The sequence below is a fragment of the Blastocatellia bacterium genome, from assembly GCA_016713405.1.
Lineage (GTDB): Bacteria > Acidobacteriota > Blastocatellia > Chloracidobacteriales > JADJPF01 > JADJPF01.
This window is the reverse complement of the sequence record JADJPF010000012.1, coordinates 44,134-67,255: the sequence shown is the minus strand read 5'-3', so window position 1 is coordinate 67,255 and position 23,122 is coordinate 44,134. Positions and strand designations below refer to the sequence as shown.

Below are 23,122 nucleotides of genomic sequence, written 5' to 3'. Positions count from 1 at the left end.
TAGGATTAAAAATAAAATATAGACGGGGTTAGTCTAATGAAATACCAACTCTTTCAGTCGATTTTATTAAAGTTAAGATCGCGTTTAATAGGCGCGATCTTTTTCTTTCTTGCCTTACTTATAATTGTTCCTATCTTAGAAGCAGAAAGCTATGAGATTTTTGACCAAAGCTTTGAGTTTAAGACAGGTGGAACAGTCAAAATTGATAATCTAAGTGGAGAAGTCAAAATAGAAGTTTGGGCAGAAGAACTAGTTCATGTTGTAGCAAAAAAAGTAGAGCCTGCTGGTCATCCTGTTGCACTTTCTGATATAGCTTTTTTTAATACCAGAAACCAAATTCAGATAAAGACCCAACCAGCCGAAAAAACTACTCGTATTGACTTAACTGTCTATATTCCTAGAAATACTAGCCTAAGAATTATAACTAGTAGCGGAGCAGTACAAATTAAGGGAGCTATTGCAAGTGCATTGGTTGAAACCTCTGCTGGTAATATTAAGCTTGAATCCCCTGCATCACAAGATGCTGATTTAGTAGCAACTACAACTAATGGAACTATTAAAGCTGAAATACCAATAGAAACCTATGGAACGCCCTCTAGCAAGGCTGTTCAAGGCAAGTTAAATTCTGGTGGAAACCCTGTAATTTTACGTAGCAATGCTGGAAATATTCAATTGTCGCCTCTTCAATATGAATTAGATAAGGATGTTGCAACAATTCCTGCTGTTTCACCTATAAGCTCTAGTGGAGATCCTAATAATTATTACTCTGGCAATAATAGCAACTCTAATAATCGCAATAATAACTCTGTTAATGATGATTCTCTTTTTGGTGGCGCACCTCCAACAGTAAGCCGACGACCAAACAACAATAACAATAATGATAACTATCAGCCTTATACTTATGGTGGTAGTTATGGTGGTAGCAGTAGTGCCAACCCAGGGAATCAACCTAGTAACAACTCTAGTCGTGGAGGCAATTCTTCAAATGCTGATATTTTTGGGGCTGGCCGAAAATCCGATGGCACAAGCAACACGGTTGATGCTGGTAATTTAGGGGTAAATCGTAATAGTAGCAACAGTGATATAGATAGCCAAGGTGGTGTTGGAGTAAGAATTATTCCTCCCCCTGGTGCTAACAGACCTCAACAAAACAACGACTCTAACAACCAAAATAACCAAAATAATCAGTACAATCCTAATAATTCCAGTAACCCTAACAATCAAAATTATCCGGCTCAACCTCCACCATTGCAACGTCGTAAAAATAGCATTAGTGGTAATACTAGCAATAATGACAGTAGTCAAAACAATCAATATAATCCATCAAATGATAGTAGCAGAGTAAATAATTCTCCTAGTAATAATAATAATTCTCCTAGTAATAATAATGACTTTGATGATGTTGCTAGTAATCGGCCAAATAACGGCTCTGCACCTACAATTAGGCGGGACAATTCTAATAACTCTAACAATTCTAATAATACTGCTAGCAATAATGATGGATCTGATGATGATACAATAAAGATAGATACTAAGCTTGTCTCACTTAATGTAAGTGTAATGTCTCGTGATGGACGAGCAATTACTAACTTAAAGCAAAATGATTTTTATGTATTTGAAGATGGTATACAACAAAAAATAGAGCATTTTGAATCAGTTAACACCCCATTTAACTTAGTCATCCTGCTAGATTTAAGTGGAAGTATTTTAGATAAAATAGATGTTTTACGTCGTGCTGTTTTGCGCTTTATTGAAACCAGCAAACCACAAGATAGAATAGCAATAGTTTCCTTTACTCGTAGCGTCCAAGTAGTTTGTGAGCTTACTAACGATAGACAGCTAATTAAACAACGTTTGCAATATATGACTATGCCAAAGGGGGGAACAGCCTTTTATGAAGCAACTTGGTTTACTGTCACCCAAATGTTTAAGCAATATCCTGGCGAGCGTAATGCTGTAGTTTTATTATCTGACGGTGTAGATAACTCTATCAGCGTTACTTATCCAATCCCATCCCGTGTTACTTTTGATCAAGTTTTAAGAAAAGTTCAAGAATCTGGAGTTTTAGTTTTTCCAATATATTTAGATACAGAAAGAGAAAATGTTAGCCAAGATATTGAAGGGCCAGAAAGTTATGTACTAGCACGTAGGCAATTAGGAGCATTGGCAGAAACTTCTGGAGGAGTCTATTTCAAAGCTGACCGACCTGATAATTTAGAAGGTGTTTATGAAAAAGTAGCAGCAGACTTACGAACACTTTATAGTGTAGGTTATTATCCAACTAATTCAACAAGAGATGGTTCATGGCGTAAGTTAAAAGTTAAAATTGACAAACCTGATTTAGCTGTAAGAACTAGACGCGGTTATTATGCAAATTAACTTTTTATCAAAAACTGTAATAAGTACAGCGTAAACTAAGTAATCTGAAATTTTTATTTCTTAAAGCCCCAACGGGGCGATAGATATGTAGCGTAGGGCGCAAGCCCTACGTATGATAATGAGCAATTCCCAAAAGCCCCAACGGGGCGACAGAGTATTTTCTTAGCATTAAAAGACTATGTCGCCCTTACAGGGCTTAAAGAGACTTAATTATTATTTCCTAGGGCTTGCGCCCTAGGCTACAGTTATGTCGCCCCTCTGGGGCTTAAGAGTTAAGAATACAAAATTGCTATATTACTTAGTTTACAGAGTACTTAATACAACATAAATTAAATTTACTGATATTTTAATCTTAAAGCCCCAACGGGGCGGCATATTTGTAGAGTCACGTAGTGACGACATAATTAATTTGTTGAATTTAATAGGTTTATTATGCTACCGCTACGCGACTCTATTTATGTATAATCACTAAGCTTAGGTCTTACGACCTAGGCTACAATTATTTCGTCCCTTCAGGACTCAAGAAATTCAAAAAATATTAACTTACTTAAGTTACGCTGTAATAAGTATAGCTTAGAAGTGTTGGAATTAAGCTAGTTTATAAGACTTAACTATATCTTTAAGCTATGCTATTATTTTGCTTATCTTTTTCTAAAAATAGCTCTTATAAATCTATATGGTAGGTCAAAAAAATGTGTGGTCGTTTTGCATTACATAGTGATGGGTCTGAAATTATTACTAGATTTGGAGTCCAAGAAACCCTTTTTGACTTAAAACCACGTTATAACATTGCCCCAACTCAACAAATAGCTGTAATTACCCAAGATAATATTAGAACTCTATCAGGTTATAAATGGGGGCTAATTCCATCTTGGGCAAAAGATACACAAATGGCGAGTAAAATGATTAATGCACGTTCAGAAACTTTGTTAGAAAAACCTTCTTTTCGCAAATCACTTATTAGTAAACGCTGTTTAATTCCTGCAAATGGCTTTTATGAATGGCAACAAGTAGGAAAAAGTAAAATTCCAATCTATGTACAGTTAAAAAGTAAAAAACTTTTTGCCTTTGCTGCTCTTTGGGATGAATGGCAAAGCGTGGAAGGTGAAAAAATACGTAGCACTACTATTATTACTACAGAGCCAAATCCTTTACTTGCTAAACTCCATCATCGTATGGCTGTAATGTTGCTGCCAGAACAGGAAAACATTTGGCTAGACTCCAAGATTAAAGACCCAAACCAACTGTTAAAGTTATTAACACAATATCCTGAATCAGAGCTTGAGTACTTTCCTGTTAGCAAATTGGTAAATAATACAAGTTTTGATAGTCCAGAATGTATTAAAGCTTTAGAAACCTTAGAAATTCAAGAACCTATTAAACCTATTCAAGAAAGCTTTTGGTAATATTAAGCAATATCACTATATTTCATTTAATAGGTAAGCCTAAATTGACCCCACAGCCTAACACAACATAAAATATAAAGTTTTACTGTTATGCCAAACAAAACCAAAAAGCAGCTTATTTTAGAGATTTTTGAGCAAGAAGGTTTCTCAGAGCTAAATGATGAAGCTATTGCATTAATAAATTCTCACCTAGTTGAAACTTATGGAATTGGGGGAAAAACCTCTAGTGCTTATATTGCAGAAATTTTAATTAAAGTAGGAAAAAAAGTTCATTATGAAGAACAGCTTAGCATAGATCCTGAATCTGAAAATCAAGCCTTACTGCAAAAATTAAGTTTTGACACTTTAATTGACGCTGAAAATTCATTACGAACCTTAACCAGGTTACTAGCAGAATTTCAGCAAATAGCAGATAAGGAAGCTATTTGGCAATGTCGGGACTTTGTTAAACGTGCTAGGTTACGCGCTCAACTAATAGCAAGTAACCCAAAAATACCTAATGAAAAGAGATTAATTAAATCTGAGATAGTATTTTGGTTTGAAATTTGGCTTACCCATCCAGATATTTTTATAGATTGGTTAGAGTTAAGAAAATCTTCTTCTGATTTTCTTAATAAATTTAGTAATGAGCAAGAAGAAAATCTTCAAAATAAGGAAGAAGAATGAGCAAAGCGTTAAAAACTTTTGAGTTTCCAAAAAATTTTCTTTGGGGAACAGCAACAGCCTCACATCAAGTAGAAGGAAATAATAAACTTAATGATTGGTGGGCTTTTGAACAAGAACCCGGACGCATTCACGATGGCAACCCATCGGGTGAAGCCTGCCGCCATTATGAACTTTATAAAGAAGATATTGCCTTGATGAAACAACTTCATCAAAATGCACACCGCTTTTCTATAGAATGGAGTCGTATTGAACCTACTGAAGGCAAATTTGACCAAGTAGCAATTGATCATTATCGAAATGTACTAGAAACATTACATAAGCATAAAATAGAGCCAATGTTAACCATTCACCATTTTACTAATCCACAATGGTTAAGGGCAAAAGGGGCTTGGGAAACGGCGGACGTTATTCCTTATTTTGAAAGATTTGTTCAGCTAGTTGCTCGTGAATATGGGGATTTAGTCAAATATTGGGTGACAATTAATGAACCTATGGTTTACTCTGTTATGGGTTATGTTTTATGTGCTTGGCCTCCAGCTAAAAAAAGTCCAAAACTAGCTTTTGCCTCTGCTGCCAATATGATGAAAGCGCATGCGGCAGCCTACCGTATTTTACACAGCACAGCAAAAATTAAGCCTATGGTGGGAATTGCCCATAATATAAGGATTTTTGACCCAGCTAATGCTAAATCTTGGTTAGATAAAAAAGTAGCCCATTTCCAAGATTATGCCTTTAATGAAGTAGTTATTCGCGCTCTTACGGAAGGAAAATTACATTTTCCATTAGGAAAAGGGGAAATTCCTGGAGCAAAAGATTCTATGGATTTTATTGGCATTAATTATTATTCACGTGATTTAGTTAAGTTTGATATTACCAAGCCACATTTAATGTTTGGTAATAATTTTCCTCCTGCTGATGCTGAGTTAACTTTATTTGGATGGGAGGTTTACGCAGAAGGGCTTTATAGACTCTGTAAAAGAATGTCAAAATATGGTCGTCCAATTATGATTACTGAAAATGGCATCCCTGACGATACAGACGAACAACGCCCTAGAATTTTGCTTGACCATTTAGAAGCAATGCACAAAGCTATTTCAGAAGGAATTGACGTACAAGGTTATTTTCATTGGTCATTTATTGATAATTTTGAGTGGGCAGAAGGCTATCGTACCCCATTTGGACTAATAGCTTTTGATCCTAAAACTCAAGAACGTACTGTTAAAGACAGTGGTAAGTTATATGCAGAAATTTGTAGAACTAACTCTATTACTCCTGATATGCGTAACCAAGTAAAAGGACGTTCTGCAACCCCTAAAAAACATTTTAATTTATATGGAGATATGGGAGTTTATGTTAGTAGTAATGCGGGCGCAAGCAACCGATGAACAAGTGCGTAATGTTGTAGAAACAATAACATCTATAGGCTTAAAAGCTCATGAAATTCCAGGCAGCCAGCGCACGGCCATTGGTATTACTGGAAATAAAGGAGAGCTTGACCCAGCAGTTTTTGAACTATTGCCAGGTGTAGCTGAAGCTATTCGTGTTTCTAAACCTTACAAATTAGTTAGTTGGGAAGTAAAAACAGAACCTACTATTGTTAAAGTAGGTAGTGTAGAAATAGGCGGCGGTGATTTAGTAGTAATTGCTGGCCCTTGTTCGGTAGAGTCACACGAGCAGACCTTTGCAGTTGCAGAAGCAGTTAGCCGCCAAGGTATAAAACTTTTTAGAGGAGGAGCATATAAACCCCGTACTTCTCCTTATTCTTTTCAAGGTCATGGTGAAGATGGCTTAAAACTTTTAGCTGAAGTTCGAGATGCTTTTGGTTTAGCGATAGTGACAGAAGCAATTGACCAAGAAAGTTTAGAACTAGTTGAAAAATATGCAGATATGATCCAAATTGGCGCACGAAATATGCAAAACTTTAGCCTGCTTCGTCAAGCAGGCCAAATGCGTAAGCCAGTAATGCTAAAACGCGGAATGTCAGCTAATTTAGAAGAGTTTTTAATGGCCGCAGAATATATTATGGCTGAAGGAAATTACCAAGTTGTGCTTTGTGAACGTGGCATTCGTACCTTTGCAGACCATTCGCGTAACACTTTGGATTTATCCGTAGTTCCAGCAGTAAAAAAACTAACTCATTTACCAATAATTATTGACCCAAGTCATGGAACAGGTCGCCGAGAACAAGTTATTCCTATGGCACGTGCTGGGATTGCAGTTGGAGCAGATGGAGTTATGGTTGAGGTACATTGTCAGCCAGAACGCGCTTGGTCAGATGGCCCTCAAGCCCTGTTGCCATCAATGTTTGCAGATATGATGCAACAATTAAAAGAAATTCATAATGTAGTCAGCAATCTAACTGTTGCATCAGCAAAATAATTCTTTAACTCAATGGTGGACGGCGTTTATGCCAATCAGTTAGTTTTTGATACTGATTGGCAATCTCTACCAATGTGTTTTCACTCCAAACCCTTCCAATAAATTGTAGTCCTGTAGGCAAAGCATTTTCACCAAATCCATTAGGCACTGATATTGCAGGTTGCCCAACAGCATTGTCAGCAGAAATAACCGGCGCACCAAAATCTATATCTTTATAAACTTCCTCAAATGGCTTGTCTATTGGATAAGAAACACAAGGAAATGATGGAGAAATTAAAGCATCATATTTACTAAAAACCTCGTCCATTGCCTTTTTCATTGGTTCACGCACTCTTAAAGCCTGCAAATAATCAATTGCTAAAACTGCTGTCCCAGCATAACCACCCCATTTATCTTTAGGATTACGTAATTCTTTTGATCGTCCGCTTTCGATTAGGTCACGAAAAGCACTTGCACCTTCTGCCCCAACAATCAATTCTATTACTTGTCCAAAAGGCATATCAGGTAATGCAACTTCGCTATCAACATCAGCAAATTCTCTTAAGATTTTTACTGAGGCTGTAAAATTTTCTCTAACTTCTGTTTGGGCTTTTTGAAAACAATTTTTAACTATTCCTAACTTAAACCGTTTTTTTCCTTCGCTGATATTTTTATAAACAAACGGCTTATCAACGCTGCTAGCATCTAATGGATCTTGACCAGAAATTGTAGCTAGCACTAAAGCACAATCATCAGCCGTTCTACAAATTGGCCCTAATTTGTCCAATGTCCAGCAAAGAGCCATAGCACCATGTCGGCTAACTCGGCCATAAGTAGGGCGAAGTCCTGTAACACCACAAAATGAAGACGGACAAATTATTGACCCTGAAGTCTCTGAGCCAATAGCAAAAGCTACTAGTCCAGCAGAAACAGCCGCACCTGACCCAGAGGACGACCCCCCAGACCAAAAGTTAGTGTTCCAAGGTGTTTTCCCTGGCCCTGTAAATGAAGAATCTGCGCTGTTATATCCAAAGCCTCCTGCAAGCTCTACCATTGCAAGTTTAGCAACCAGCACTGCTCCGGCTTCAGTAAGTTTTTTTACTACAGTAGCATCATAGCCAAAAACTTGATCTTTATAAGGTGCTGCGCCCCAAGTTGTAGGTATTGCTTTAGTTGCCAGCAGGTCTTTCACTCCATAAGGAATACCATGCAAAGGCCCTCGATATTTTCCTGCCTTGATTTCCTCATCAGCTTCTTTTGCCTGTTTTAAGGCCAGTTCCTTGGTGATAGTAACAACTGCACCAAGTTTTTCTCCAAATTTAGCTAATCGCTCCAAATAGCTTTCAGTTAATGCTAAAGAAGTAATTTTTTGACTTTGAATTAACGCAGATAGCTCACCAACAGATGAAAATAATAATTCGCTAGTAATTTCCATTAACTTTAGCTCCTAGCCATTAACTTTAGCACTAAAAATAGTGGCTGGTTCATCGCCATTTTTTAGCTTAAATTGTTTTAAGTCTTCTGCTATTTCAAGGTTTCGAGCAATAGCACCTTCAATTTTTGTTAGATCATCTTTTTCAATATGTTGTCCATAACGAAATTTTACTACTTCCATTAACCCTTTTGCAGCAGTCTCTTTTTGGGTCACTGTACTAGCAATTTCTTGAGATGGGACATTTAACGAAGCAGCACAAAAAGGTGTTAGCATCGGGGCAGAAACCCCTAAAGCTAGTTTTTTGGTAAATTCCCGACGAGATTTATTAGTTTTATTAAACATAATTATTACTCTTTAATATAAGTTATTTAGTAAATACAACCCGAAAACCTAAATCATCCCCTCCTTTATCATTAGGAGAAAGATAGGATCGATCTGCTGAACGAGGAATTCCGCCATACCAGTTACTTCCGCGAACTACCTTATTTAAGCCAGAAACAGGCCCTTTTGGATCTGTCACAAGTTCTTTTGGATAATCTCCATACCAATCTTGACACCATTCCCAAACATTTCCATGCATATCATACAAACCCCAAGCATTAGGTAGCATTTGTCCAACAGAATTAGGTGGGCTTGTTGAACTCTTATTATACCAAGCCATTTTATCTAAATCTCCAGCCTGAGGCCCCTTAGTACCAGCCCTAGCAGCATATTCCCATTCTGCTTCGGTTGGAAGTCGATAATTTTTTCCTGTTAATTTTGATAATCTTGCACAAAATTCTACTGCATCATCCCAGGCTACATTTTGTACTGGCAAGTTATCTCCTTTAAACTGAGAGGGATTTATACTAAGAGATCTCTTTATTTTTGGTAAAGAAGCAATTATTTTCCATTGAGCTTGTGTTATCTCATATTTACCAATATAAAAATTAGATATTGTTACTTTATGAAGCGTTTCATCTCCTCCATGTCCTTTTTCATCTATAGGTGATCCCATTTCAAATGTGTCACCAGTTATTTTTACCATTTCTAAACTTATATCATTACCAAGATTTTCTACATACACATTTTCATTATTTCGTTCAACTATTGGCATTATATCATTTACATTTTCTGTCTTATTACTTTTATTTATTATTTTTGATATTAATCGACCTTCTTCTAAATAGAATGGCACTTTTTCTGTAACTATTTTTGATACCTCTTGTGGCGATCTTTCTTCTGGTATTAGTAACCATATTTTTGTTGTTTTATCTTCACTTGCAGTTAGTATTTTTTCACCATTACTGGAAAATATTCCACTATTTAAGCTTTCTCTATGTTCTGTTAAAGCAACTAAAAATTTTCCACTATTTCTATCCCATACTCTTAAAGTACCATCATAAGAACTAGTAATAATTAATTTTCCATCTGGGCTAAATTCCCCTTGAAAAATATCTGCTTTATGCCCTTCTAAAGTAAAAATTAAATTACTGTTTTCTGTTTGCCAAACTCTAGCTTTATTGTCAGCACTAGTTGTTAAAATATTTTTTCCATCTGGGCTAAACTCAGCATCTGTTACACTTGCCATATGTTCTTTTAATATACTAAGTAATTTTCCGTCAGAGACTTGCCAGATATTTGCAGTTTTATCAACACTACCTGTTGCTAGTAACTTTCCATCTGGACTAAAACTAATAGCTAGCAAAGCGGCTTGATGACCTGTTAAGGTTGTTTTTAGTTCTCCAGTTTGGCTATCCCAAATTTTAGCTAATTTATCTGTTGAAGCAGTAGCTATTAACTTGCCGTCTTTACTATAACAAGCAGCATTTATTGAAGCTTGATGACCTGCTAAATTATAGATTAGTTTACCTGTAAAAGGGTTCCAAATTTTAGCCGTTGTGTCATAACTTATTGTTAATATTTGTTTTGCATCTGGACTAAATATTGCTTTATGTAAACCATCTGTATGACCTATAAGAGTTGTTACTAGAGTTCCATCATCTACTTTCCAAACTCGAGCCGTATTGTCTAAACTAGCAGTAACTAAAAATTTACCATCTGGACTAAAATTACTAAATACTACTATATCCCTATGCCCTTTTAAGGTAAAAAGCTCTTTTCCTGTGCTAGCTTGCCAAATTCTTGCTGTTTTATCTCTACTAGTAGTTACAACTAAACTATCATCAGGGCTAAAAATAGCTGTTGTCATTGCACTTACTTGATCAGAGAGTGTAATAGCAGAGCGATTTTCTGCTTTTGCCATTGCCACAGCAAGCATATACTTAAGCGTTATACTATCAGCACCTTTGCTGTAAGCTTCACTCAAATAAACAGCCGCACCTTCTAAATTTCCTCTTAGCATTTCCTGGCGGCCCTGCTCCTCATAAAGCTTTAAGGTTTGTAGTAACTGTTGTTTTGTTTGATATCTTTGATAATAAAGGACACTTGAACCTATTAGTAATATAGTCATTGCTATTGCTATTAGGTTTCTCTTTACTTTTTGCCTACGGTTTGCTTCCATCAGGCTTGTTGAAGCAAATGCTTCTTCAACATCTGTTAATTGAGTTTTATAACGTTCTCTCCATAGCTGATACTCTACAAGTGCTTCATCCCGCCAAAGCAAGCCATTAGGACGGTTTCTTTCATGCCATTGACGTGCAGCTACACGGATTTGATCACGAAGTCTTGCACCTTCAGCCATTTCTTGTTGCCAACTAACAAGTCTGGGCCAGGCTGAAAACAAAGCTTCATGAACAACTTCTATTCGATCTATACCTTTTTCTCCCTCAATAGTAACTAGAAGTCTTGCAGAAATTAGTTTTTCTATAACTACTTCACTATCACTATTATTGCCAAGTAGTTGCAATAGTTCAGGATGTGAAAGCACAGCACGAGTGCCTTCGCTTGTCACCAAATGATTAAAAGCTTCTCTAACTAAAGACTGCTCTGCTTTAGTCATCTGTTGTAGTACTTCTTCAGCATGTTTAGCTAATGCACCTACAACACCACCCATAGCTTGGTAACTTCTACGTAGGAGTTGCTTAAATTCTTTATCTCGTTGTTGCCAAAGCTTTTCTGCTGTAAATGCTAGTAATGGTAACGCGCTTGTTTGTTCTGCAACTGAATTTACTATTTCTACAGGTAGTTCCTGATCTTCAAATGAGTAACCTACACGTCTTGCTGGTTCTGTTAGAATTCTTAAAAGTTGTGTTGAATCTGGTGTTGTAAGTATTTCTAAACCTTGTGTTAGTCTATCTTTAAGCCCACTTAATTCTTTAGCACGTACTAAAAAATCATCCCTAATTGTTAAAACAACCCTAATAGGGTCTTCTTCTGACTTGGCACAAGAAACTATTGCCTCAACATAAAGCTTTTGCTCTTTTTTGTCTAAGCAAAGTGTAAATATTTCTTCAAACTGATCTATTACTAGTAAAATCTTACAATTTTCTTTATTAGCTAACCTATGTAAGGTTTTAGCTAAGATATTGATATTTTCTTCTAGTTGAGATCTTAAGTTAGTAAACTCAACGCCTATTTTTGAGAGTTTGCTATAAAGTGTAGTTATAGGAGATAGTCCAGGTCTAACCGTTACAACTCGCCAATCTCCTGTCAATCCTGCTATAACACCAGCTTGAACAAATGAGCTTTTCCCTGCTCCTGATGGGCCTACAACAGCTATTAAAGGCTGAATACGTAAGCGGTTAAGAAAGCTTTCTGTTTCTTTTTCGCGTCCAAAAAATAAATTAGAGTCTGTTGCAGAAAATGAAGTTAACCCTAAATAAGGAGATTTTTCTAAAAAACTTCCGGTTTGAGACTTTTCTTCACTTGTAAAAAAATGCTCTTTTAACCATTCCCAAGGGGCTTGTGTCTCTATTTCAAACCCATCAGGATATGAAACTAATTTAGCAGCATTTCTACCTTTACGTTCTAATAAAAATACTTCTTTTGATGTACCTGCTGTTGGTGAGCTAATTTCTACTAAAGGCCAAAGTGAGAGAACAAAATAACCATTAGCATCTACTAAAACAGCTTTACTACTAGTTAAATTACTATTTTTTAATATTATTGTATTGGTATCACTTGATATGCCCATCCATTTAATAGCATCTTGTTCTTGTGGTAGGACTAAGTAATAATCTGATAGCCAAGTAGTAGCTTTTAACAAAATAGTAAGTTTATCTAAAAATTTATCTAGTAAATTTACTAATTGCTCTTCTTTTAATGAACTAATAGAAACAATTTCTTGTTGCAAATCTAGTAACTTAGAAAAAACTTCTGTTAATGGCTGTCCACCATCAAATGTAAAAAATAAAGATACAAGTTCTGGAATTGGATAAGCATCTTGTTTTCTATCAAAAGGTCGGCAAAGCTCTTTGGCAAGTTCTAACCATTGTGATTGATTTAATCCTTCTTGACGTAAAGTATTAATAAGTTTACTTACTAACTCACTATCTTCTTGTCTGTTTAAGATACTAGTGTGACTGGCTAATGTTAGAATACCTATATAATGTATTAAAACTCTAAAAAGCAGTAAAACCCTATCTCTAAATTGGTAAGCATTGCGAGAAGCTATAAGGCTGGCAACTGTATCTGCTAAAGGTTTAGGCGCGTTAGCTAAAATATTTTCTTTTAATATGTCATCTATAGCAGGTAAGTCTATTTTTTGCTCATTAAAATCGGCTGCTTGACGAAAACTTTTAGCAAATTCTAATGCAGTTTGATAACGTTCTGAGGCTGATTTGGCAAGAGCCTTTTGTAAGACTTGATTAAGAGCTAGAGGAAAGCTAGCTTTAAGCCCAGGAACAGCTTTAGAAATATGCGCTCCATAAAGCTCAAACCCTTGTTCCTTAAATGGTAATTCTCCTGTAAGAACTTGATAAGCTAAAATGCCTAAAGAATAAATATCGCTACGAGCATCAACATTTGCTCCATTTTGCCATTGTTCTGGCGGCATATAGGGGGGTGAGCCTATAAAACCTTGTGTCTTAAATGTATTCTCTGACTGTGTTTTATTTACGTTTGGTTTAGGATCAGTATTAGCTTGTTTATTTATATTAGTTGCTTCTTTTGTATAAAGATTTATAGTGAATTTCCGTTGCTCTCTTTTCCCGTTATCACCATTATTTTTTATGATTGTTTCTTTATCTGTAAAACTTTCTAATACTGTTTCTTCATTTTTTATAGGGTTTCCTAATACTGTTTCTTCATTTTTTAATAAATTATCTATAACTGTATTTTCATTTTTTAATAGATTATCTATAGTATTACTATTGATAGTATTTTTCTTATCATTAATAACTGTAATGGTTTGTTTTCCAATACTATCTTCTAAACTAGGATAATCTATTGAATCTATTGTATCTATTGTATCTTGCTGGGAAGAAGGAAGGCTTGTTTTAGAGGCAAAATTATCAACTAAAGCACTTTGGCTTAGACCTTTAGCAATACCAAAATCTAGAAGTTTGGGGAGTAAACGACCAGCACGAGAAATAACCATAACATTAGCAGGTTTTAAGTCACGATGAATAATACCTGCATCATGTGCTGTATGAACCACTTCACAGATTTTATCTAATAGTGGTACAAATCTTTCTAGTGACAAAGGGCCTTGAAATTTAATGATTTCGCTTAAAGGTGTTCCTTGAACTAGCTCCATAGCAATCCAAAGAAGTCCATCTATCTCAGCACCAAATGAATAGATATGAGCGCAATAAGGATGTTCTAGCCTAGATGCTAAATGGGCTTCTCGCTTAAATCTTTCTATAATTCGGGGATTTGTTCTATGACGAGTATGAAGTATTTTTACTACAGCTTCCCGTCCAAGCGTTATTTGGTCAGCTTTGTAAACAGCACCAAAGCCGCCTTCACCTAATTTTTCTTTAACTAAAAAGTCCCCCAAAGTTCTCCCAATTATGGGATCTTTTGTATTGGCACTCATTCAACATCCTTTAGGATTTTTGCTTTTTGAAAAGATAAGGAAAGATTTATTCCTAATATACACCTACTTACAAAATTTTAGAAAAGCTGTTGACAGATACCTAGTTTATACTACTTTCTAATTAGTAGAAAGCATTAAGATTTAGTAATAGAAAATTATTAGCAGAAATTAGTTAAAAGCAGATTTTTGAGGATTTTCTGATCGGAAAGTAGAAAACTTCTTAGCAAGGAAGCTACAAATTCTTACCTAATCTAAAACTAAAAGCTTATTAGAAAAATTCTATCTTTCTGTTTGTTTTATAGGCTGGCGCATTGGTGCATTATAGTTTGTTTCACTAATTCCTATGGAACTACGTTCTAAGGAGCCATCAAAAGAACCTAACATAGGGGAAGTTTCTTCTAAAAACTCTTTAGTCATTTCAATTCCTGATAAAAGCGAATCAAAATCTAAAGAAGCAATATGTTCTGGAGTAGGCATTGTTACTACTTGGTCATTGACTAGGCCAAAGAAGTTTTCAATAGATTGTAGTTGTGCTTCTACTCGTTTAACACTTTTTTCAATATCATCAAAGGTTTTTAGGCGTTGTCGTAAAATATCTAAGTTACGTTCTTGCAAATGTCTTGTTGGAGCATCGGCTTGTTGAAGTTGTCGCTCTATTTGCATTATTTGATTTTGGATTATTTGACGATTAATGGTGTGTAAGTGGTTTTTACGTCGACGATACATATCTAACAAATCTACAAAAGATTCCCATGCAATTTGAAGATTTTGCTCAATATGTATAGGAACATCTTTGGCATGAGTAAACTTTTTGTAGTTAGCACAAATCTGTGTTCTCATCCAACGCAAATATTCAACTGCTTCACGTTCACGGGGTTCAAAGGTTTTAATTAATTCTTCTCGTAATCTTTCGCGTTGTTCTCTTAAGCGACGTGCTTCACGAGTTTCAACAACACGACGGTAAAGGTTACTAGCTGGAATTACGGCTAAGTAACCTACTTCTAATAAAGCACCCATAGCTAAAGGGATTGGACTTTGGGTATAAGCAGCGGCGGCAGTAAAACCAACCATAGACCAAATATTAAGAGGTTCTTTTAATGCTTCTTTTAGATAGCTAAGTTTATCTTTCATATTGCCCGCCGCCAATCCCTAATCTAAAAATCAATACTTAAGCAATTACTCTAGCATTTTCGCTCTTTGTGGAGGAGCAGCATTAGTTTCACCCATTCCAGGGCTAGGGCCTTCACTAACAAGCCCCATTTGTCGTTTATAAGCAAGTAGTGCGTCTTGGGCTTCAATATTTCTAGCTTCTTTTTCAATTTCCTGCATTTGAGAATCAACACTAGAACTAGCAAGTTCCATCTTAGCGCGGGCTTTAGCTTCGCGTTCAGAGATTTTATTGCGCATATCATCAAATGTGCCAGCAGAATCGCCAACCTGGAAGGAAGTCATCATACCAGCAATTTCTTCCTGCATTTTGGCTCGCTTATTTTCATTAATTAGCTGCATAGCTTCTGCTTGACGCTTTTTCATTTCTAACATGTAATTGTCACGAAACTTAAGTGCTTGTTGGGATGCACGCTTAGCAGTTTCTAGTTGCTCTCTAGCAGAGGTAAGGGAAGATTGCTTTTCTTGCATAATACTAAGATAGTTAGTAGCAATATCATCCCGCCCCATCTTGATTGCGGCTTTAATTTTGCTATCTAGTTCTACTACTTCACGTTCTAATTGAGTAACTTGTTTATCTATAATTTTTTCTGTTGCCATTACTTGAGCAACATTATTATTCATTTGTGGTATTTTGTCTCGCATATCGCGGATTACTTGTTGCAGGATTAATTCTGGATCTTCTGCTCGATCAATAATACCACCAAAAATAGAACGGAAAAGCCGCTTAACTCTTTCCCACATTGTTCCTCCTAAGTTAAACCTCGCATGGTTAGACGATTCAAATAATTAAAATTTTTGCCAAGCGATTAAAGATAATAGAATTTGGCATCAGTTTACCACAACTTATTGATAAGCTACTACTCAAACTATTTAACACTACGATGATTTTTTATTAATTTCCGATTGCCGCCTACTAAACGTCAATAATAAAAACTCTGTTCCATTATTTATCTTAGTTTATCTTAACAATGCAATGTCTTTTCTATAATGTTGCCCTTCAAAATTAATTAGTTTAATCCCTTGATAGGCTTGTTGTCTGGCTGCTTCTAAAGAAAATTGCCGAGCCATTACTCCTAATACTCTTCCACTACTAGTAATTACTTGTCCAGAATCATTATATTTTGTACCAGCATGGAAAACTTTTATATTTTCCTCTTTTTCTACATCTTCTAAACCTGTAATTACTTGTCCCACTTGGCATTGAGAAGGATAACCTTGTACAGCCATTATTACACATACGGCAGACATATCACTCCAGGAAACTTTTACTGTACTTAAATCTCCGTTAGCTATGCCTAAGAAAATATCTAGTAAATCGCTATCTAGTCTAGCTAAAATAACTTGTGCCTCTGGATCTCCAAAACGCACATTATATTCTAAGATTTTTACTCCATTTTCTGTAAACATTAACCCTAGATAGAGTATTCCCTTAAAAAGTGTTCCTTCCTGTGCCATAGCAGTAATAGTTTTTTCTGCAAGTTCTTTTACTAATTTTTCTTTTAGAGCTTTATCAAGTAGTCCAGGGGTTGAAAAAGCTCCCATTCCACCGGTATTTGGGCCTTGGTTATTATCAAAAACGTTTTTATAGTCTTGTGCTGGAGGCATAGCTATTACTTGTTTGCCATCGCTAAAGACAAGTAAGGAAGTTTCTTTTCCTTCTAGAAATTCCTCTATAACTAGCCGGCTACCTGCTTCACCAAGACGTTTTTCTACCATCATTTCTTGGATTGCTTGATGGGCCTCAAGTTCATCTTTTGCAACTACAACACCTTTTCCTGCTGCAATTCCATCAGCTTTTAAGACAACTGGATAACCATAAATTTTAGAAGAAATAATGTCATAAGCTGATTCTGGGCTTTCACAAATAGTAAAAGCGGCTGTAGGTAGGTGATGACGGGACATAAAATCTTTAGCAAAAATTTTGCTGCCTTCCAGGGCTGCTGCTGCACGAGTAGGGCCAACAATGGCAAGTTGACGACGATTAAAAGCATCTACAACTCCAGCAACAAGATGGGCTTCCGGGCCAACTATTGTTAAGTCTACTTCAAGCCGTGCTGCTAGTTCTGCCAAAGCAATTGGGCTATTATTTTCTGCCGTTACACATTCGGCTAGCTGGCTAATTCCAGCATTACCCGGTGTAGCATAGATTTTTCTACCTGTGGACTTTCTGATAACTTCCAAACTAAGGCGTGTTCACGGCCACCTGATCCTATTACTAATATTTTCATAAATTAATTTTTATAATCTGAATTCTAGTAAACTTTAAATATAAGAAAAAAGAAGAGTTATTTTTATTATTTAGTATTACATAGTCCAAACAAAGTAGATTCTAAAAATAAAGCTTCTTGTTGTGGCATTTCTAAACCATTGAAAAATGACTCTAGCAAGTATTTTACTGTTATTGGACAATGATTTGAAATCTTTTGTGCTAAAGCCTGTGTCATATTCGCTAATTCATTTAAAGTAGTTATTTGATTAACTAAGCCTATTTCATAAGCCTTTTGAGCATTAATTAACTCAGCAGTTAGTAACATTTCTAGACTGCGTCCTACACCTATTAATTGTGCTAAACGTCGGCTAGTGCCAAAAGCCCCTATTCGTCGCTCTTTTATAGCTGGCATTCCAAATAAAGCATTATCGGATGTGATTCTTAAACTACAAGCTACAGCTAGTTCTAAACCAGCACCAGTTGTTAAACCATTAATAGAAGCTATTGTAGGTTTTCCCAATTGTTCAATTAGTAGGGTTAGTTCTTGGCCTTGTTGGGAATAAATTTGCGCTTGTTGTGGGCTTAAAGGCAAGAGTTCTGTGCTATCTATATCATCAATAAAAACTTGGTCAACGCCACTTGCTAATATAATGACTTTAACTGTTTTATCTTCTTTGGACAAAGTAAAAGCTTGTTTTAGTTCAGTGATAGTAGCAAAATTAAGATGATTAAGCATTGTTGCCTGCTTAAGTATAATTAAGCCAATAGAATTGTTATTTTGGTAAGAAATATTTTTAAACTCTGTTGTCATGCTAACCATCACTGAACAAATTAGGTTAATTAGGTTAATTTCATTGGTTTAGGATTTTTTGGATCAGAATAATCATAAAATCCACGTCCTGATTTACGTCCATTCATTCCAGCCAACACCATACGTTTTAGTAGTGCTGGAGCAGCAAAGCGTTTTTCACGAAATTCTTCAAACATAATTTCTGCAATATAATAAGTAGTATCTAATCCAACAAAATCTAGCAAAGTAAGTGGCCCCATAGGGTGTCCACAGCCTAGCATCATACCTTTATCAATATCTTCAATAGATCCAATGCCTTCTTCTAATCCACGAATAGCATCAAGTAGGTATGGAACTAGCAAACGATTGACAATAAAACCGCTACTATCTCTAGTTTGAACTACGGTTTTACCAACTTTTTGACCATATTCACAAACAGCAGCAAAAGCACCTTCATCTGTTACAATGGTGCGAACAGCTTCAAGTAGTTTCATTAGTGGAACTGGATTAAAGAAATGTAGTCCAACAAAGCGTTTTTGGCGGGCTGGGCTAACAGCAACCATTAATTCTGTAATAGAAAGTGATGAAGTATTAGAAGCTAAGATAGTATCTGGTGGACAAATTTGATCTAGCTTTATATAGGCTTCTTGTTTAGTTTTTTTGTTTTCTACAATGGCTTCAATGATTAAATTGCAATCAGCCAAATCATCTAAACTAGTAGTAGTATGTAAGCGAGCTAGAGTAGCATTTCTATCTTCATCAGAAAGTTTGCCTTTTTCAACTAATTTAGCTAAAGAGCCTTGAATCCCTTTTACACCTTTATCTAGGAATTCTTGGCTAACTTCACAAATTACAACTTCATAACCTGCAACAGCAGAAACTTGGGCAATACCTGATCCCATTAGACCGCAGCCAATAACGCCAACTTTTTTAATCTCCATGTAAATCTTTTTCCTCCTAAAAATTTAACTAAAAATTTGAATAGAATTAAAAAAGGCACAATTTTTAGTTGTGCCTTTTAAGTTATTTTATAGACTCAATAATCATTGCAATTCCTTGACCGCCACCAATACAGGCCGAAGCCATACCATATTTAGCATTACGGCGACGTAGTTCATGAAGCAAGGTTAAAACTAGTCTTGTTCCAGAAGCTCCTAGTGGATGTCCTAAAGCAATAGCACCGCCGTTAACATTAGTACGCTCTCTATCTAGTTCTAAAACTTTTTCTACAGCTAAGTATTGAGCAGCAAAAGCCTCATTAACTTCTACTAAGTCAATGTCTGATAGCTTCAAATTTGCTTTCTTTAGAGCAGCTTGACAAGCTGGAACAGGGCCAATGCCCATAATATCTGGCTCAACACCACAAACGGCCCATGAAATTATTTTTCCCATTGGTTTAAGTTCTTGTTCTTTAATAGTTTCGCCATTTGCAACAATAATTGCTGCTGCTCCATCAACAATACCTGAAGCATTACCGCCTGTTACAAAACCATCTTTACCAAAAGCTGGTTTTAGTTTAGTTAGTACTTCTAACGTAGTGTCTGGTTTTATATGATCATCCTTAGCAAAAAGCTCTACACCTTTTTTACTTTTAACTTCAACAGCTACCATTTCTTCTTTTAATTTTTCAATTGAAGCTACAGCGCGTTGTTGGCTAAGTAGAGCAAATGCGTCTTGTTGTTCGCGGGAAATTTCATATTTACGAGCTAGTTTTTCTGCTGTTTGTGCCATATAAAGCCCGCAGTAAGAATCCATCAATGAAGCCATTAGTGAATCTTCTAATTGAGCATGACCTAAGCGGTAGCCTGTACGCGCACCACGTAAAACATAAGGAGCTTGTGACATTGATTCCATACCGCCTGCTAGCACAACGCTAGCTTCATCTAATAAGATTTGTTGGGCAGCACTAATTAAAGATTGAATACCTGATCCACAGAGACGATTGACGGTTAAAGCTGGGCGATCAATTGGAACGCCTGCTTTTAAGGCTACGTGTCTAGCTCCATAAATTGCATCGGCTGAGGTTTGTGAGGCATTACCAAAAATAGTTTGATCAATTTTATCGGCTCCAACTCCACTTCTTTCAAGTGCAGCACGAGCAGCTATAGCTCCTAATTCATTGGCAGTAAAGTCCTTTAATACTCCGTTATATTCTCCCATTGGGGTTCTGGCCCCATTAACTAAAAAAATTTCTTTTGATGACATGTTATATACTCCTAAGATAAATAGGTTTAAAAGCTCAACTTATCAAAACTTATCTCTGCGGTCAATTCAGCAGAGTAATCCTAGGGCCATATAATTTTTATTCCGACTGCTATGATAGAAAATCGCTAATTTTTGCGCGTCATTTGGTGAGAAATATAAATTAAACGAATATGGTTTACTTAAAACATAATTCAAGTTTTATAAAAATTAATATCGCCCCAAAATATTTTGTCAAAGCTTAAGGCTTATTTAAGTTTGTGGTGTATTTAGCCTATACACTTATTAGTTGATTTGTTGTTTTCTAACAACCTTCTTTAGTTGGTTGAAACTAATTAAATCAGCTAGTACAATTTGCCTATAAGAACTTACTTATCTTTAGATTTATAAGTTCTGGTAATCTTATTTTAATTAAGGATTTTGGAGAGTAAAATGTCAAAAATTTATAAGTTTTCTGCAATGTTATTTATTGCTTTAGTATTTTCTTTTTTACTTATTTCTGGATTTGGTAGTTCACTGTTAAAAACAGAAGCACAAAGCAGTAATCCTTTACCAGGAGGCTATGCTTTACAACTTAATGGTGTTGTTCCTGGAACAAATTCAACTTTGTCTACAATTTCAATAGTTGGACAATTTGATATCTCTGGTCAATCTGTTACAGGCTCAAGAACTTTGGTAGTTAGTGGAGTTGGCCCTATTCCTGGTGGTACTTTTACCTGTCAAGTAGCTGATGTTACATCTAATGGAACAGGTAAATTAGTTTGTCAAGTTGTAGATGCTATTACTGGCCCTGCGGGTCGAACTGATACTTTTTTCTATGTCTTATCTGATAAACGTAGAGAAATGAAATTAACCTTAATTGGTGGTGTTCCAGGTGCTGTAGTTTCTGGTACTGCTGAGAGACAATAAAAATTCTTTAAATCTAAACAGTCCAACTTAAATCAAAATTAAAAACCCAAGCTAATAGCTTGGGTTTTCTAAAATTACTAGAGCATAAACCAAATACACTGTATTAACATCTCTAGGATTGCTAGTCACCTTCCCATTATTTCACACAGTAAAAATTCTAGCTGTAAGGATGGTTTAGCTAAGGAACTTTTTAAGGCGTTATCTATTGTAGACATTTTTTTTACAGCATAAGTAACTTTATTTTTATCCCAACGTCGGACTTTGCCTAAAAAATCTGTAATACGAAAAGGTGGAATGCCTGCTGTGCGAGCAATTTCATCAGCAGACACTTTTTTTTTCCATTAACTCTAATGCAATCAACATTTGCCGAAATGTTCTAGAAATTATAGCTAAAAGTAAAATTGGCTCTGCCTGATCAGCTAGCTGACGTGTTAATAATCTTAAAACTGCTTTAGTATCAGCAGCAATAATAGCATCACCTAACTCAAAATTACTGTGTTCTTTAGCACGTGGTACAAGTACTTCAATATCTTGAGAGGAAATCAACCCTGGCTTACCTAAATATGCCATTAGCTTTTCTAACTCGTTTTTTAAGGTAAAAAGGTCTGTTCCTGCTATTCCAATAAGTAAACCAGCATTTAGTTGGGTAATTTGATATTTATGCTGACGAAGATAATTCATCACCCAATCCACTGCTTCACGCTCATTAAAAGAATTTAGGTCAACTGTTTGACAAGCTTTTACCAGTGCAGTAGAAATACTACGACGTTTATCTAGTTCCTCGGCTTGAAAAATTAGGCTAGTAGTTGGTTGAGGATTTTTTAAGTAGTCTTTTAGTTTTTCCAGTTCTTCTTCGCTAACTTTTTCAAAATCACGAGCAATTACAATACGCCGACCACCAAAAATTGCATATTCTGAGGCTGTTGTAAGTACAACATTAATTCCTTGGCTAGCAACAGAATATTCAGCCCAGTTAAACATTAAAGTGCTTTCATCAAGCGTATTTTGAAAGGCTTTAATGGCTTCTTGATGTAAATACTTTTCTGTTCCTCTAAGTAAGTAAAGAGGTGCTATTTTGCCTGTTTTAAGTTGTGTTACTAGTTCGTCTAATTTCAAAAGTTTTTACCTTAGAAATCAATAGAAAATATTAAAAACCTTCCATTACAGTAGTTAAAACACTTTTAGCAAAATCTCGTGCTAGGCGAGTTACAGCCGGATCTTCTTCATTAAAAAATGAGTTTGGATCATCTGAAAGCTCATATTCACCTCGAAAAACCAGCCTTTGGTTATCATAGAGAACTTTATTATTAATTTGATCTTTAATTACAACACCAGCATTAATTGTAATTTCAAAAACCCTAGTTCGGCCATTGTTATCTAGCAAAACATGTCTAAAACCAAAGTTACGAATATTTCCGCAAACTATTGCATCTGCTTTATTTACATCACTAGTAAACTTAAAACGGCTTGTTCTATGAAGCAATTCTGTGATCATTGCTTCAGTAAAACGCTGCTCTACTTTATAGCGTAAACTTTCATTACGAAAAGTTTCAATAGCAATAGTTTTAATATGATCAGGTAAGGCTCGTCCTTGTCCGCTACGTTCATATCCACAAGGCCCCGCGCCTACACACAAACTAAATAGTAGTAAACTTAAAAAACTTCTTCTTTCCATAAT

17 protein-coding genes and 1 pseudogene are annotated in these 23,122 nt (G+C 35.8%); 6 read left to right on the top strand and 12 right to left on the bottom strand.

Features of this window, described 5'->3' with window-relative positions:
- Window positions 1-36 precede the first annotated feature (36 nt).
- From IPK14_15915 to aroF, 5 genes are all read left to right on the top strand, one after another.
- The gene (locus tag IPK14_15915) at window positions 37-2,379 is read left to right on the top strand and encodes a VWA domain-containing protein (protein MBK7994806.1); all 2,343 of its coding nucleotides are present in this window, start codon (window positions 37-39) and stop codon (window positions 2,377-2,379) included.
- Between the two features lie 692 nt (window positions 2,380-3,071).
- Entirely contained in the window at window positions 3,072-3,785 is a 714-nt protein-coding gene (locus IPK14_15910) for an SOS response-associated peptidase (protein ID MBK7994805.1), read from the top strand.
- 90 nt (window positions 3,786-3,875) lie between these two features.
- On the top strand, window positions 3,876-4,451 hold the full coding sequence (locus tag IPK14_15905; GenBank protein ID MBK7994804.1) for a hypothetical protein: 576 nt from the start codon (window positions 3,876-3,878) through the stop codon (window positions 4,449-4,451).
- The gene (locus IPK14_15900; protein MBK7994803.1) at window positions 4,448-5,836 is read left to right on the top strand and encodes a glycoside hydrolase family 1 protein; all 1,389 of its coding nucleotides are present in this window, start codon (window positions 4,448-4,450) and stop codon (window positions 5,834-5,836) included. Before IPK14_15905 ends, IPK14_15900 begins: the two co-directional genes overlap by 4 nt.
- Window positions 5,802-6,830 carry a 3-deoxy-7-phosphoheptulonate synthase gene (aroF, locus tag IPK14_15895; protein ID MBK7994802.1) on the top strand — a complete coding sequence of 343 codons (1,029 nt, stop codon included), beginning with the start codon at window positions 5,802-5,804 and terminating at the stop codon, window positions 6,828-6,830. Before IPK14_15900 ends, aroF begins: the two co-directional genes overlap by 35 nt.
- A 4-nt stretch (window positions 6,831-6,834) precedes the next feature.
- On the opposite strand, the gene IPK14_15890 is transcribed toward aroF, so the two are convergent.
- The 9 genes and pseudogenes from IPK14_15890 to IPK14_15850 all read right to left on the bottom strand — a co-directional run bounded on the left by IPK14_15890 (window position 6,835) and on the right by IPK14_15850 (window position 20,538).
- Window positions 6,835-8,244, bottom strand: coding sequence for an amidase (locus tag IPK14_15890; protein ID MBK7994801.1), 1,410 nt, complete (start codon window positions 8,242-8,244; stop codon window positions 6,835-6,837).
- Window positions 8,245-8,256: 12 nt separating this feature from the next.
- Complete coding sequence (locus tag IPK14_15885) at window positions 8,257-8,586, bottom strand: hypothetical protein (GenBank protein MBK7994800.1); 330 nt, start codon at window positions 8,584-8,586, stop codon at window positions 8,257-8,259.
- A gap of 22 nt (window positions 8,587-8,608) precedes the next feature.
- The gene (locus IPK14_15880) at window positions 8,609-14,164 is read right to left on the bottom strand and encodes an SUMF1/EgtB/PvdO family nonheme iron enzyme (GenBank protein ID MBK7994799.1); all 5,556 of its coding nucleotides are present in this window, start codon (window positions 14,162-14,164) and stop codon (window positions 8,609-8,611) included.
- 279 nt (window positions 14,165-14,443) lie between these two features.
- A complete protein-coding gene (locus tag IPK14_15875) occupies window positions 14,444-15,295 on the bottom strand; it encodes a hypothetical protein (GenBank protein MBK7994798.1) in 852 nt (283 codons plus the stop codon).
- Between the two features lie 45 nt (window positions 15,296-15,340).
- Window positions 15,341-16,075 (bottom strand): PspA/IM30 family protein, encoded by a 735-nt coding sequence (locus IPK14_15870; GenBank protein MBK7994797.1) that lies wholly within the window; start codon window positions 16,073-16,075, stop codon window positions 15,341-15,343.
- 216 nt (window positions 16,076-16,291) lie between these two features.
- A pseudogene (gene purD, locus IPK14_15865) lies at window positions 16,292-17,562 on the bottom strand (phosphoribosylamine--glycine ligase).
- A gap of 66 nt (window positions 17,563-17,628) precedes the next feature.
- Complete coding sequence (locus tag IPK14_15860; protein ID MBK7994796.1) at window positions 17,629-18,354, bottom strand: enoyl-CoA hydratase/isomerase family protein; 726 nt, start codon at window positions 18,352-18,354, stop codon at window positions 17,629-17,631.
- Window positions 18,355-18,383: 29 nt separating this feature from the next.
- Window positions 18,384-19,280: a 3-hydroxybutyryl-CoA dehydrogenase gene (locus IPK14_15855; GenBank protein ID MBK7994795.1), complete on the bottom strand. Its 897-nt coding sequence runs from the start codon at window positions 19,278-19,280 to the stop codon at window positions 18,384-18,386.
- A 76-nt stretch (window positions 19,281-19,356) separates the two neighbouring features.
- Window positions 19,357-20,538, bottom strand: a complete 1,182-nt coding sequence (locus tag IPK14_15850) for an acetyl-CoA C-acetyltransferase (protein MBK7994794.1) — start codon at window positions 20,536-20,538, stop codon at window positions 19,357-19,359.
- Between the two features lie 429 nt (window positions 20,539-20,967).
- Here IPK14_15850 and IPK14_15845 point away from each other — a divergent pair, with 429 nt between their 5' ends.
- On the top strand, window positions 20,968-21,444 hold the full coding sequence (locus tag IPK14_15845) for a hypothetical protein (protein ID MBK7994793.1): 477 nt from the start codon (window positions 20,968-20,970) through the stop codon (window positions 21,442-21,444).
- A 125-nt stretch (window positions 21,445-21,569) separates the two neighbouring features.
- Here IPK14_15845 and IPK14_15840 read toward each other — a convergent pair whose 3' ends face one another.
- The 3 genes from IPK14_15840 to IPK14_15830 are packed head-to-tail and all read right to left on the bottom strand — an operon-like array spanning window position 21,570 to window position 23,119.
- Window positions 21,570-21,773: a hypothetical protein gene (locus IPK14_15840; GenBank protein MBK7994792.1), complete on the bottom strand. Its 204-nt coding sequence runs from the start codon at window positions 21,771-21,773 to the stop codon at window positions 21,570-21,572.
- Window positions 21,763-22,560 carry a DNA polymerase III subunit delta gene (holA, locus tag IPK14_15835; protein ID MBK7994791.1) on the bottom strand — a complete coding sequence of 266 codons (798 nt, stop codon included), beginning with the start codon at window positions 22,558-22,560 and terminating at the stop codon, window positions 21,763-21,765. The genes IPK14_15840 and holA overlap by 11 nt, the downstream gene beginning before the upstream one ends.
- Before the next feature lie 31 nt (window positions 22,561-22,591).
- A complete protein-coding gene (locus IPK14_15830) occupies window positions 22,592-23,119 on the bottom strand; it encodes an LptE family protein (protein MBK7994790.1) in 528 nt (175 codons plus the stop codon).
- Between the last annotated feature and the right edge of the window lie 3 nt (window positions 23,120-23,122).

Coding starts and splice junctions, on each gene's coding strand:
- IPK14_15890 (MBK7994801.1), bottom strand. CDS start 8,244: ATGGAAATTACTAGCGAATTATTATTTTCATCTGTTGGTGAGCTATCT.
- IPK14_15880 (MBK7994799.1), bottom strand. CDS start 14,164: ATGAGTGCCAATACAAAAGATCCCATAATTGGGAGAACTTTGGGGGAC.
- IPK14_15915 (MBK7994806.1), top strand. CDS start 37: ATGAAATACCAACTCTTTCAGTCGATTTTATTAAAGTTAAGATCGCGT.
- IPK14_15870 (MBK7994797.1), bottom strand. CDS start 16,075: ATGTGGGAAAGAGTTAAGCGGCTTTTCCGTTCTATTTTTGGTGGTATT.
- IPK14_15885 (MBK7994800.1), bottom strand. CDS start 8,586: ATGTTTAATAAAACTAATAAATCTCGTCGGGAATTTACCAAAAAACTA.
- IPK14_15875 (MBK7994798.1), bottom strand. CDS start 15,295: ATGAAAGATAAACTTAGCTATCTAAAAGAAGCATTAAAAGAACCTCTT.
- IPK14_15900 (MBK7994803.1), top strand. CDS start 4,448: ATGAGCAAAGCGTTAAAAACTTTTGAGTTTCCAAAAAATTTTCTTTGG.
- IPK14_15905 (MBK7994804.1), top strand. CDS start 3,876: ATGCCAAACAAAACCAAAAAGCAGCTTATTTTAGAGATTTTTGAGCAA.
- IPK14_15850 (MBK7994794.1), bottom strand. CDS start 20,538: ATGTCATCAAAAGAAATTTTTTTAGTTAATGGGGCCAGAACCCCAATG.
- IPK14_15910 (MBK7994805.1), top strand. CDS start 3,072: ATGTGTGGTCGTTTTGCATTACATAGTGATGGGTCTGAAATTATTACT.
- IPK14_15830 (MBK7994790.1), bottom strand. CDS start 23,119: ATGGAAAGAAGAAGTTTTTTAAGTTTACTACTATTTAGTTTGTGTGTA.
- aroF (MBK7994802.1), top strand. CDS start 5,802: ATGTTAGTAGTAATGCGGGCGCAAGCAACCGATGAACAAGTGCGTAAT.
- IPK14_15860 (MBK7994796.1), bottom strand. CDS start 18,354: ATGACAACAGAGTTTAAAAATATTTCTTACCAAAATAACAATTCTATT.
- IPK14_15845 (MBK7994793.1), top strand. CDS start 20,968: ATGTCAAAAATTTATAAGTTTTCTGCAATGTTATTTATTGCTTTAGTA.